This window comes from Clostridium pacaense (assembly GCF_020709765.2).
In the GTDB taxonomy this organism is placed as follows: Bacteria; Bacillota; Clostridia; order Lachnospirales; family Lachnospiraceae; genus Enterocloster; species Enterocloster hominis.
Genome location: NZ_JAJFEB020000001.1, coordinates 611612 through 623855 on the forward strand (window position 1 = coordinate 611612; position 12244 = coordinate 623855).

General features: G+C 50.9%; 9 protein-coding genes. 3 read left to right on the top strand and 6 right to left on the bottom strand.

Annotated features, from left to right (window positions below):
* Positions 1–71 precede the first annotated feature (71 nt).
* Genes LK536_RS32455 through LK536_RS32465 form a run of 3 tightly spaced genes read right to left on the bottom strand, consistent with a single transcriptional unit; the run spans position 72 to position 3736 of the window.
* Positions 72–2477 (bottom strand): DUF6449 domain-containing protein, encoded by a 2406-nt coding sequence (locus LK536_RS32455; RefSeq protein ID WP_227795030.1) that lies wholly within the window; start codon positions 2475–2477, stop codon positions 72–74.
* Complete coding sequence (locus tag LK536_RS32460; protein WP_008724933.1) at positions 2452–3351, bottom strand: ABC transporter ATP-binding protein; 900 nt, start codon at positions 3349–3351, stop codon at positions 2452–2454. Before LK536_RS32460 ends, LK536_RS32455 begins: the two co-directional genes overlap by 26 nt.
* Complete coding sequence (locus tag LK536_RS32465) at positions 3344–3736, bottom strand: GntR family transcriptional regulator (protein WP_008724932.1); 393 nt, start codon at positions 3734–3736, stop codon at positions 3344–3346. The genes LK536_RS32460 and LK536_RS32465 overlap by 8 nt, the downstream gene beginning before the upstream one ends.
* A gap of 196 nt (positions 3737–3932) precedes the next feature.
* Here LK536_RS32465 and LK536_RS32470 point away from each other — a divergent pair, with 196 nt between their 5' ends.
* The 3 genes from LK536_RS32470 (at position 3933) to LK536_RS32480 (ending at position 8066) form a co-directional block, all read left to right on the top strand.
* Entirely contained in the window at positions 3933–5630 is a 1698-nt protein-coding gene (locus LK536_RS32470) for a LytS/YhcK type 5TM receptor domain-containing protein (RefSeq protein ID WP_008724930.1), read from the top strand.
* 19 nt (positions 5631–5649) lie between these two features.
* Positions 5650–6417: a LytR/AlgR family response regulator transcription factor gene (locus tag LK536_RS32475; RefSeq protein ID WP_227795031.1), complete on the top strand. Its 768-nt coding sequence runs from the start codon at positions 5650–5652 to the stop codon at positions 6415–6417.
* Between the two features lie 209 nt (positions 6418–6626).
* Entirely contained in the window at positions 6627–8066 is a 1440-nt protein-coding gene (locus LK536_RS32480) for a carbon starvation CstA family protein (protein WP_025482219.1), read from the top strand.
* 178 nt (positions 8067–8244) lie between these two features.
* On the opposite strand, the gene LK536_RS32485 is transcribed toward LK536_RS32480, so the two are convergent.
* The 3 genes from LK536_RS32485 to LK536_RS32495 all read right to left on the bottom strand — a co-directional run bounded on the left by LK536_RS32485 (position 8245) and on the right by LK536_RS32495 (position 11708).
* The gene (locus LK536_RS32485) at positions 8245–10116 is read right to left on the bottom strand and encodes an AAA family ATPase (protein WP_506092058.1); all 1872 of its coding nucleotides are present in this window, start codon (positions 10114–10116) and stop codon (positions 8245–8247) included.
* A gap of 200 nt (positions 10117–10316) precedes the next feature.
* Positions 10317–10781: a NanQ anomerase/TabA/YiaL family protein gene (locus LK536_RS32490; RefSeq protein WP_008724922.1), complete on the bottom strand. Its 465-nt coding sequence runs from the start codon at positions 10779–10781 to the stop codon at positions 10317–10319.
* Positions 10782–10877: 96 nt separating this feature from the next.
* A complete protein-coding gene (locus tag LK536_RS32495) occupies positions 10878–11708 on the bottom strand; it encodes a cell wall hydrolase (protein ID WP_025482222.1) in 831 nt (276 codons plus the stop codon).
* Positions 11709–12244 lie beyond the last annotated feature (536 nt).

Here is a 12244-nt window from a genome sequence, read left to right on the forward strand (position 1 = left end):
CATGGAAACCGAAAAATGCACCGGATCCCATGAAGCAGGCTTCATAAGCACCGGTGCATCTTCCTTCATCCTTAAAGGATATTCTCCAGAGGAAGTCCTTCAAAGATTCCCAGCATCCCAGGCGTCATCCTGTCTAACAGCAGGATGCCCGAAACATGGATATTGCCTTCCAATTCCACATCACAGTAGGAGACAGCCCCTGAAACCTGATGGAACTGGTCCATTGATTGGAATTCATCTTCCATCACAGCCCCCATAAGCTGCGCTATCCCAGCCGGATCCGTAATCACCAGATTCCCTTCTTCTGTATAATAGGGATTCTTCCTCTGTAAATCGGCCAGTTCATCGTCCTGGGGAAGCCCGCTGCCGGAATCCCGATTGTAGAAAAGGGACTGTACATTGATGGTGACCGATCTGGTATTGTCGGCAGCAAAATGTTTTCCCGGCTCAGCGCCCTCTCCTTCCAGGATCTGAAGGGTATGGGTAAAGGATGGGTATACCGGCCAGTACTGGATGAAATCCTCCATACTCATGTCCCAGTAGCCGCCCCTTCCGCCGGAGCGCATCTGCTTCAGGTTCCGGTCCATGTAATCCCGGGCCTCCTTCGTCACAAATGAAATGGCGCCCACAGGAGCCTCTTTAATCCGTGTCTGTGTATCCAGGGCCATGAAGTCAGTCTGGTAGGCATCCAGCAGTTTTTCAATCGTCCTGCTGTCCTCTCCGGTATAGGCGGACATCCCCCCTTCCCGGTAGATTACCTTTACCAGATTTCCCGGCGTTTCATGAAACACAGGGTAAAGCCCTTCTTTATAAGCAGCCTCCTTGTACAGCCGTCCGTAAACATCCATCACATCTGAGAGGGCAATCTGATAGGAACGCCTTACACTGCGCCCATTGTCCATCTGATAGCATACGGTCATGCCCGTATGGTACGCCTTGATTCCCGTATCAGACGGGCCGTCTTCCCCTCCGGTCTTTCCCGCTATGAAAATAGAGGTGGGTCCGTCTGCTCCCCCGATATAAGATACATTCCGCACCTGGGTGACTGCTTTGACAATCCCCAGCCGTTCATCCCTGTTAAGAAGGGTGCTGCGTCTTCCCTCTTCCACCAGGGGCATGACCAGGTCCATATCCGTAAGCTTCATATCCTTTTCAATGTTTTCATAGGCCTGTTTATAATCCAGCACATATTCCCCCTGGTCATCCCGGCTTACAAACTGGTTATTCAGCCAGCCGCTGTCTATATCCAGATCCAGGCTGGCAGACACCACCTTATCCGTATCAGGAAGGTAGGAGTCATATCCATACCAGTCATAACGGAAACTCAGGAACACAAGGACGCCGGCCGCAAGGCAGAGCGCCAGCTGCAGCTTACTGCCAAGCAGTTTCTTAAAATCAAAATTATAGATGATTTCCACAATGCAGTGGGTAAGGATTATGAATACAATGGTGCCGAACAGACCCCAGCGCAGCTTGCTCTGCATGGCCCAGAAAAACAGTCCTCCGGCAAGGCCGCACCCCAGCACAAGAAGGATACGGATGGGCGCCATGGTGCGCTTAAAGGCCATGGCCTTCCCGGCTGCCTCCGAAGGCCTGATGCGGTAGAGCTGCAGGCCCAGGAAGAAAAGCGCCAGGACGCCGAATCCGGAACAGATAAGCTCCGGCACATGCTTTACGATTTCGTCCAGCCGCCAGTCAAGGGCTGTCAGATAGACGCTGAATGGGGACAGGTATTTCATTCCCCACATAAACGGCGAGCCATCGGAGGTCCATGCATTCCTGGCTGTTGTCACGAAAAAGATATCGCAGTACCCTTCCAGCACCAGCATCACTGCGGGAAAGAAGAAAAAGAACACACCGGATGCCAGGATCCCAACCACCATATTACCTGTCATCATCATGGCTATCACCACTGCTGCGTACATCAGCAGGAAAAACAGCATGTTCAATGCCAGGCCTCCGGCCATTGCGCCGGCTATACCTGCGGTGCCCACACCGTAAGAAAGGGCAACCCCGTACATAAGGATCAGGTTTATGAGATAGGAAATGCCTACAATGAGGATGCCTCCCACGTACCGCGCACTGTAAATCAGTTCCCTCCTTACCGGGATACTGTGGTAAAAATCAACCTTTTTCCTGTTATGCAGATAAGAAAAGCTGGATACCCCCATGACAACCGCTGCAGCCATCATAAGGAATACCACCATGCCGTTTCCGAATTCCGCCTGGCTTAAAACCACCTTTGTCTTCAGTTCCAGAAGCTTTTCCTGGTAGACAGCCAGAGGCATGGACGGGTCCTGTACAAAATCCCTGTAGCCGTTATATACATAATACTGTGTATTGGCCGCATCCTCCATGGCAAGGGCCAGGCCTATGGGAAGGATGAAGAAAAAAGCCAAAAAGACCAGGGCAAAGGCCCATGTGCGCCGCTTGCAGTCCTCCCTCATAAGCTTAGAGAACAAGTTTCCTGATGTCATAACCAGCCACCTCCGTTTCACTGATAAATATCTCCTCCAGGGACAGAGGAATGCACTCATAGAACACCGGGTCATAGGAGGATAGGATGGCCTCCACCTCCTGCCTGCTGCCGCGGACAGTCACCGTGCACAGCCTTCCGCGCTGCTCAATCCCCACCTTATCAAGGGCCACCAGGTCCTCGGGCTTCATGCCAGGCTGGAGCACGCACTGGACCTTATGGATGTTAAGCTTCATGTCATCCAGGTCTTTTGACAGAAGGATTCCTCCCTTGTGCAGAAGCCCCACATGGTCGCAGATATCCTCCAGTTCCCTCAGATTATGGGATGCGATGATGGGGGTCAGGTTCCTGTCCTCCATATCCGCTGCAAATATACTCTTCACGGTCTGGCGCATGACGGGGTCCAGGCCGTCAAAGGTCTCGTCGCAGAACAGATAGTCCGTGGACGCACACACGCCGCAGATAACCGATACCTGCTTCTTCATTCCCTTGGAAAATGTATGGATCCTGCGCTTCTCATCCAGCCCGAAGTTCTTCATAAGCTTGTGGAACCGCTCCTCATTAAATCCCTCATATACATGCCTGTAATAATGCATCATCTCCAAAGGCGTTGAGTTGTTGAAAAAATACTGCTCATCTGAGATATAAAAGAACCGCCTTTTCGCAGGCGTATTCTCAAACACCTCATGTCCGTCTATGGTGATACATCCCTCGTCCGGTTTCAGCACACCGCTGGCCAGCCTGAGGAACGTGGATTTGCCGGCCCCATTGGTGCCGATCAGGCCAAAAACACTTCCATCCTTTATGGTGGCGCTTATATGGTCAACCGCCACTATATCATCGAACCGTTTGGTCAGGTTCACTGCCTCAATCATGCCCATCTCCCCTTTCTGTCATATGCCCACGGAATGTCTCTTCCATAAGCCCTGTCATATCCTCTGCCGTAACGCCGATCTTCATGCCCTCTTCCACGGAAGCAGTAAAACGGCCCTTCCACTCCTTCAGCTTCCCGGCCCTCATGCGGCTGCTGTCAGCCACAAAGCTTCCCTTTCCCTTAACTGAGTAAATATATCCCTGACGTTCCAGTTCGCCGTAGGCCCGCTGGATTGTGTTGGGATTAATGGACAGGTCTGTGGCCAGGCTGCGCACGGACGGAAGCTGCGTATCCTGCGGAAGCACTCCGTTAAACATCATCTCCTGCAGGCGCTCCGCCACCTGTTCATATAAAGGTCTCCGGTCCCTGTAATCCAGTACAATCATCCCTTCCTTCCCCCCTTTCTGAAATATCATTGTATCGACTGTATTAATTATATTAGTACAGTTGCCCTTGAACATAGATTAGCATACCTCAAGATGAAATACAATAAAAGATTTTCTTAAGATTCCCTGTTCTGCAAATATTTGGTATACTTATACTACATTCAGTAATAAAACAATTCCACCAAGGAGGACTGCCATGTCCAACACCATGTTTTTCAGCCTGCTTCTAAATATAGGGCTGCTGGTTCTCATCGCCACCATGCTGACCAAGATTCCCGTTGTCCGCAGCATGCTGCTGGGTGAAAACAATCCCATCGGCAGCCGTGCGGCCCTTGCAGTCATCTTCGGACTTGTCAGTATTGTTTCCACCTATACAGGGATGCGGGCCCAGGGCGCCATTGTAAACACACGTGTAATCGGCGTCCTGGCAGCAGGACTGTTAGGCGGCCCCTATGTCGGGATGGGGGCTGCCATCATCGGCGGCCTGCACCGCTACCTGTTTGATATCGGGGGCTTCACCGCTGTTTCCTGCGCCATATCCACCTTTGTGGAAGGGCTGATCGGTTCTGCATTTTCCCGGCGCTTTAAAGCAGGCAAGATTGACAACACCGGAATCTTCCTTATCACGGCCCTGGCAGAGGTCTGCCAGATGGTCATCATCCTGTTCATCTCAAAACCATTTCCAGCAGCCCTGGAGCTGGTGGGGCTGATTGCATTTCCCATGATAACCATGAACGCCTTGGGCATGGTTGCCTTCATCGGCACCTTCAGCATCGTGTTCATGGAGGAGGACAGCCAGTTTGCGGAGAAGATGCGGCTGGCCCTGGGAATCGTGGAGCAGAGCCTTCCCCATCTGAGGAAAGGGCTTTACAGCACAAGGGATATGGAAGCTGCCGCTGAGATCATCTACAATTCCACCTCCTGCGCAGCCGTGATGATAACAGATACCCAGAAGGTACTGGCCATGAAAGGGGAAGCCAGATACAACGATTTAAAAGGCGGGGCCCTCCTAAAGCCCATCCTGGAATCCATCCATGACCGTAAGACCACCACCTTCACCTGTGCCGAGAAGCCGGACCCGCTGTACCACATACTGAAAAACCACATCATCGTGACAGCGCCTCTGATAGAGATGGACAAACCCATCGGCAGCCTGACCATGGTGGTCAGGAAACACTGGGTCACTTCCCAGCCCAACCTGAACTTTGCATCCGAACTGGCCAGGCTTTTCTCCACCCAGCTGGAACTTTCCGACCTGGACTACCAGAAACAGCTGCGCCGCAAGGCGGAGTTCAAAGCCCTGCAGTCCCAGGTCAACCCGCATTTCCTTTACAACGCACTAAACACCATATCGTGCGTGTGCAGGGAAAACCCGGACCGGGCCAGGGAACTGATACTCACCCTTTCCGCCTACTACCGCCAGACCCTTGAGAACGACCAGTACATGCTGAACCTGCACACCGAGCTGTACCATGTGTCCAGCTACCTGGAACTGGAACAGGCCCGTTTTGAGGAAAAGTTACAGGTAGACATGGATGTGGAAGACGACTTAAACTGCCTGGTGCCATCCTTCATCCTCCAGCCCCTGGTCGAAAACGCGGTGCGCTACGGCGCTGATGCCAGGGGCATGCGCACGGTTTCCATACAGGCCCGCACCATCGATGATTCCGTGGAAATCTCCGTCTCCGACAAGGGGCCGGGAATCCCCAAGGACATCATCATCCAGATGTATTCCGGCGAGGGCAGGGGCGGTGTGGGCTTAAAGAATGTGCACCGCCGCTTAAAGAGCATATACGGCGAGGATAACGGACTGAAGATAGAGACATCGTCCGCCGGTTCCAGGGTATGGTTCCGTGTGCCGCGCACCACGGGAAAAGACAAGGAAAATTGCTGAATAAGGGGGATTTCTCATAATGAAGATTGCTGTGATTGATGACGAGAGGCCGTCGAGGAAAGAACTGATCCACCAGATCCTGTCCACCATGCCGGACAGCCATATCGAGGAGGCTGACAGCGGTTCCAATGCCCTGGAGCTTATCAGCAGCCAGCCTTTTGACCTGCTGTTCGTGGATATCAATCTCAATGATATGGAAGGAACCACCCTGGCCGCTGCGGCCAGACGTATCCTGCCGGACGCCCAGATTGTGTTTGCCACCGCCTACTCCCAGTACGCGGTCAAGGCCTTTGAACTGGGTGTCAACAATTACATATTAAAACCCTTTGACCCGGACCGTGTCCGCAGGGTACTGGAAAAATGCTGCCACGATTTAAACCAGTCCAAAGCCAGCCCTGCACCTGTACCCGGACCCGGACCATCCGCCAGCCAGCCTGCAGCCCCTGTCCCGCCCTCCGCCAGGATGGCAATCAATGTGAACCGTACCATCGTAATGCTGGACATACCACAGATTGTCTACATTGAGACCTCCGGCAGAAGCTGCATCATCCATACCGCCACCAGGGACTATACGGAAAACCAGCTGCTGGGGGAATATGAAAAACGGCTGGCGCCCCACGGTTTTTTCCGCATCCACAAAAGTTACCTTGTAAACCTGGGATATATCACGGAAATGTTTCCCTGGGCCAACAACAGCCTGGCTGTAAAGATGCAGGGCTTTGAAAAAGAAATCCTGCCCGTTGGAAGGGAGAAGGTAAAAAGCCTGCGCCAGCTGTTGGGCATATGATTTCCTGCCAGCCGCCCTATCCTGCGCCCAGGGTGCGTTTGAAAATCACACCCCGTCAGCCGTGGATTCCAGTGCCTGTTAATGAACATTTTCCTACCGTTTGTGCATCCAGTAATGCATTTTACACAAAAAGTCTTTCTTTTTAACGGCTTTTTAGTACAATAAGTGCATACAGATGAATTCATTAATACAAAACAGGAGGTAGGTTTATGATTAGTTTCTTTGTATGTCTGGCACTATTAATCGGGGGATTCACAGTGTACAGCAAGATTGCGGAAAAGGTTTTTGGCCCTGACGACAGGAAGACGCCTGCGCTTACCATGACGGATGGAAGTGATTACGTCCCAATGGGCACTCCGCGTATCTTCTTAATCCAGCTGCTCAACATCGCCGGCCTCGGACCCATCTTCGGCGCGCTGGCAGGCGCGTGCTGGGGACCCAGCGTATTCCTGTGGATTACCTTCGGAACCTTACTGGGCGGCGGTGTCCACGATTACATGGTGGGCATGATGTCCATGCGCCACAAAGGGGCCAGTGTTTCCGAGCTTACCGGGACATATCTCGGAAGTGCCATGAAACAGGTCATGCGTGTGTTCTCCGTTGTGCTCCTGGTCCTGGTAGGCGTCAGCTTCTCCACCGGACCAGCCAATCTTCTGGCCATGCTCACACCCAATGTCCTGGATACCAGGTTCTGGCTGGCCGTTGTACTGATTTACTACTTCATCGCCACCTTTGTCCCCATTGACAAATTAATCGGCAAGGTTTACCCGTTCTTTGGTATATGCCTGATTATCATGGCCCTTGGAGTCGGCGGAGCCATCCTGTTAGGCGGATACCATATACCTGAAATCACACTGGAAAACCTGCATCCGGCCAATACGCCCATCTGGCCAACCATGTTCATCTCCGTTGCCTGCGGCGCAATATCCGGATTCCACGCAACCCAGTCCCCGCTCATGGCCCGCTGCCTTACCAATGAAAAGGACGGCCGCAGGGTGTTCTACGGAGCCATGGTGGCAGAAGGCATCATTGCCCTTATCTGGGCAGCGGCAGGCGTTGCATTCTATAACGGCACAGGCGGACTTCTGACAGCTCTTGGCAACGGACAGTCCAGCGTTGTATACGAAATCTGCTTCACCCTTTTAGGGCCTGTCGGCGCAGTAATCGCCATGATCGGTGTTATCGCATGTCCCATCTCTTCCGCCGATACCGCATACAGAAGCGCAAGGCTCACCCTGGCAGACTGGTTCAAGTTTGACCAGAAACCCATCAAGAACCGTCTGATGCTCACGGTTCCCCTGCTGGCAGTCGGTTCCGTACTGACCCAGATTGATGTGCAGATAATCTGGAGATACTTCTCCTGGAGCAACCAGACCCTGGCCATGATTGCACTGTGGTCTGCAAGCGTATACCTGTTCCGCAAAAAACGCTTTTACTGGCTTACGGCCCTTCCCGCAACCTTCATGTCAGCCGTATCCTGTACATACATCCTGATTGCCAAGGAAGGCTTCCAGCTCCCCACATCCTTTGCATACCCGGCAGGAATCATATTCGCGGCTGTCTGCCTCGGCACCTTCGTCTTCACCTGTGTCCTGGGCAAAGGCAAAAATGCAGAAGCCGACACAGCCGAAGAGGCATATTCCGTGTAACCGGCCAATTAAATATAGGATAAAAAGGAGGGAGCAGCTTCTTAAGGTTATCAGAACCTTTAAAGCTGCTCCCTCCTAGACCATGTATCCAAGCCGCCATGTGTCCAGGCCACCGTCCGCCCCGGCCCGCTTCCCGGATATATCCCCGCATCCACCCCATGCCCGCCGGGCCGTGTCCTCACCCCTTCTTCCTACTGTCAAAATACACAAACCGGTCAATTGCATCCAGTATATCCTTAAACTCCTCCCTTGGGGCCATATCAATATATGCTTTCAATATCTCCTGCTCCCTGTCGCGGAAAGGGCCGTAGAACAGGTCATAGAGATTGTGGCCCCTCATATAGGTGAGGATTTCTTCCATATGTGCCTTCATGTCTTCCGGCGAAGTGAAATCCCGTCCCATGACCTCCATAAGCTGCTGGCCGCTGCGGATACGGTACAGGTATTCATGCCACTTATCATAGAGCGTGTCATAGAATGTGTCCTCGCTATCCACAATGCCCAGCTTTGCCATAATGGACGGATTGAAGAAGTAATTCTCAAAGGAATAATATTTTAATATGAGCACGTTACGCCTTGTGACCTTGGGCAGGCGGTCCGCATCCTCCAGACTCCGCTCATCATAATACCTGCACAGCTGGGATGCAAGTTCTTCCGGGTCCTTGCCGTCCCCATCCCGTATCATCAGGAACTGGTCCCGCAGATAGACCTGGTTCATATACTTTAAATTGGCATATGTCTTGATGTTGGTACAGCTGTTGGTTGTGATGATGGATATCCTGGTCAGGTTGCCTTTATCATCGTATATCTCAGAATAATACTTTTCCAGAAGCAGGGGCAGGCGGCTTTTGTCCTGCTTTCCTTCCACGATGAACACAAAGCTTACATTTAACAGGTCATTGGCCCCGTACCCAAGGTCATCCAGTATCTGGCCCAGGTCTGTCCTTTCCCGGATAACGGAATACCTCTCCCCGTCCAGCACCACCTGGCGTATCTGGCGGATGCTGAAATTAAACAGCAGGTCCGGACTGTGTGTCTTAAAGATGACCTGGTTTTTCTTTGACAGACGGTATAATATCTCGCTGCAGGTCTTCTGGAGCTGGGGATGCAGGAAAATCTCAGGGTCCTCCACCACGATGATGCTGGGAATGCGGCTCTGTTCGCTGATATAGGTTTCCAGGAGGGAAAGCATGTAGATGCTCCTCATGCCCTTGCCCATAAGCTCCACCGGCTTCACACTGCCCCGCTGCTGGTTGTGGGCCGTCACCTCAACGGAAAACATCTGGTCTATGTCACAGTTTAAAGTGTACTGAATTTCCTCATAGCCTCCGTTCTTGAAGAAATTCTCATTCACCTTCCGGGAGAAGCCGCTGAGGTTCAGCTGGTAGATCTTATGTTCCAGCAGGCGGGCCGTCTCAAATGCAGTCAGCTCCTCCGGCTTTTTCTTATTAATCAGGCCGATACACTGGAAACAGTGGTTGCATGTTTTAGATGCCTCAAAGATACATCTTCCGGACCGCAGACGGCTTAATTCCTCATCCTCCTGGAACATCAGCAGGTCGTTCTGCAGCTGCCTTAATTCCCGGTCCGCCGTAATCCGGTAAATATGGGGCAATACCATGGGAATGTATGGGTTATTCTTCCTGTAGGGATCCTCATAGCGCACCCTGCCGTCCAGGTTCACGTGGAACGTGAAGGACAGCCCTCCATCCTTAAAGGAGGGAAGCCGTTCCCCAAACACGCGCCTCCACACATCAAAACGCCTGTACTGGCTCACAAGCCCCCTTCGGTGGAACAGCCTGAGGTCTTCCTCCTCAATGCGGAACGCAGCGTCAATGCGGATGGCCTGCCGTTTCTCATTAAAGTCCTCTTCCTGGATTTCATAGCAGCCGCACACAGCACATACCGCGTCCAGCACCGATGTTTTCCCTGTGTTGTTTTTTCCAACCAGGATCAGCGCCCTGTCAATATCGCGGATTTCCAGGTCGCGGATGGATTTGAAATTGCGTATATGTAGATAGGTGAGCTGCATATGGTTACCTCCGCCCATGAAAGTCATGTGTTCTTTCTATAAAGAGTATACGCCAGAAACCCGCCTGTAACAACCCCTGTTTTTCAGGATGGTCCACAGGGAAATATTAACCCGGGCCAATGCCTGGCAATCATAAAAGCCCGGCAGCTTTCACACTGCCGGGCATGGCCGGTACCGCCGGGTACAATCCCCCGTGGCGCCGGGTCCGCTGAAACGGATTAATCTTCCTTGATTTTCACAATCACTTTCTTAATAGGCGCCGGCTCCTTGTCAGCTGCCTTTGGCTTATGGGCATCCCATGGATTGAAGATCAGGTACTGGTCAGCCTTTGTCACAATCTGAAGCCCTGGGGTGGTATTCTCAAAAAACACAACATCCTTGTCAGGATTATATGGGGTCTTCACCGTCATCTCATGGACAGGTGCATAGGTCATGACCTCACTTCCCTCAATCACATACTGGATATCCGTATAATGCTCATGTGCCTCATACTTTGCCTCTTCCCATGGAATGGTGGTATAAGCCGTTACATTGGCATAAACATTCTTGCCGTCAATCTCATACTTGCCCGGCTCCAATGCGCTCAGGTCCGTATTCTGCAGGAAATCCACTGCTTTTGCATACCTGCCGTCCACGCCCAGGTTTCTGTAAAAATCAAGATTTTTTTTCTCATCAAATATCATATCCCATTCTCCTTTGTGTGATTATTTTCCATTACAAGTATACACCTAAAGCCATGGGAAACTCAATCATTTTTTTATCCGGTCCCTGTCCCTCCACTATCGGAAGAATTCATGGCCGTCATGGGCAAAAAGATAGGTAAGGTGCCTGTCAAACCAGGCCGCCGCGCTGCCGGAACCTCTCCGGTTCATGAAATACAGCGCACCGTTGGAATAATCCTCTCCATCCAGGGCGCGGTCCACGCACTCGATTGTCTCGGCCGTGACCTTCACAGAGTTAATGGCGCCGTTGGAAACGGGCTGAAACTGGGATGGCTCGTATACAACTGCCTTTACACTGTTTGGGAATTCCTTTGACAATACACGGTTAATGATCACATCCGCCACAAGTATCTTGCCTCTCTTATCACAGATGCCTGCCTCTGCCTGGACAATACGTAAAAGGACCTGGTAATCCTCATCCGTATAGCGGATCCTTCTGGATGCCCTGCGCTCTTCCTCAGCTTTCTTCCTTGCTTCCTCTTCCTGTTTCTCTTTTAATATCTGTTTCTGAAGTGTCTCAATCTGGGTCTGTGCAGCTGCCTGCTGTCTCTGCTTTTCACGGACATTTGCTTCTAACAGTGCACCAGCCAGTTGTTGGCCTTCGCTGTCAGTATCTAAAAGTCCGAATTGTACTTTTGCTTCCGTAACCAGACCGCTTCCCTCAGGTTCCTCTGTCTGTACCTCCTCCTGACTTTCATCCGCAATGGGCGCTGCCAGGGCATTCTTGCCCCCGCCGCCAAACCCTTCGGCTGAAAATGCAATGATGGCAACAACCATCATGCCGGTCAGCAGGACTGACGAGGATCGGTACATCTGCTTTGTGACTTTCACTGTAAGTGATTTAACAAAGAGGACAACCGACTGAAGGAATGAATGTAATGTAAGCATACATACTCCTCTTTCCTGGACTCCCCTATCTCAACATGCCGGAGCCCAATTCTTGTTTTTGTTCCAGTGGGTCAATCCCCACTTTGTGCATGTTTTTCCGGGATGTATGGCTAATTATATGGGATTTAACTTTTGCCGTCAATGGAGATTTAACATCTTTGTTACATTTTTTATTATATTTGAAATATTTGTAATTATTTTTATATATTAGTTATATTTTTCCAGTGGTTTTAATTACATAATTGTACAATTTGACCTTTTTATTTTTACATTTATGTTACATTATTATTAATTTTTAAACACATACTTTCTTTTCCTTTTTTTGTAATTTGTGTTATGTAAATTATTTTTTACTTATATTTAACTTTTTATACCATTATCTATTTTAATACACAAGCACATTGAAGCATATTTTTTGTCGAATTATAGCGTCCTTCCCCCACTTTGGCTAAAAAAACCTGTTTTAAGTGCAAATCATCCCATCCTTATATGTGCATTTCAACCAAAGAATGGAAAACAGCAAAAATCTCTTTGAC

Coding starts and splice junctions, on each gene's coding strand:
- LK536_RS32455 (WP_227795030.1), bottom strand. CDS start 2,477: ATGACATCAGGAAACTTGTTCTCTAAGCTTATGAGGGAGGACTGCAAG.
- LK536_RS32460 (WP_008724933.1), bottom strand. CDS start 3,351: ATGATTGAGGCAGTGAACCTGACCAAACGGTTCGATGATATAGTGGCG.
- LK536_RS32465 (WP_008724932.1), bottom strand. CDS start 3,736: ATGATTGTACTGGATTACAGGGACCGGAGACCTTTATATGAACAGGTG.
- LK536_RS32470 (WP_008724930.1), top strand. CDS start 3,933: ATGTCCAACACCATGTTTTTCAGCCTGCTTCTAAATATAGGGCTGCTG.
- LK536_RS32475 (WP_227795031.1), top strand. CDS start 5,650: ATGAAGATTGCTGTGATTGATGACGAGAGGCCGTCGAGGAAAGAACTG.
- LK536_RS32480 (WP_025482219.1), top strand. CDS start 6,627: ATGATTAGTTTCTTTGTATGTCTGGCACTATTAATCGGGGGATTCACA.
- LK536_RS32485 (WP_506092058.1), bottom strand. CDS start 10,116: ATGGGCGGAGGTAACCATATGCAGCTCACCTATCTACATATACGCAAT.
- LK536_RS32490 (WP_008724922.1), bottom strand. CDS start 10,781: ATGATATTTGATGAGAAAAAAAATCTTGATTTTTACAGAAACCTGGGC.
- LK536_RS32495 (WP_025482222.1), bottom strand. CDS start 11,708: ATGCTTACATTACATTCATTCCTTCAGTCGGTTGTCCTCTTTGTTAAA.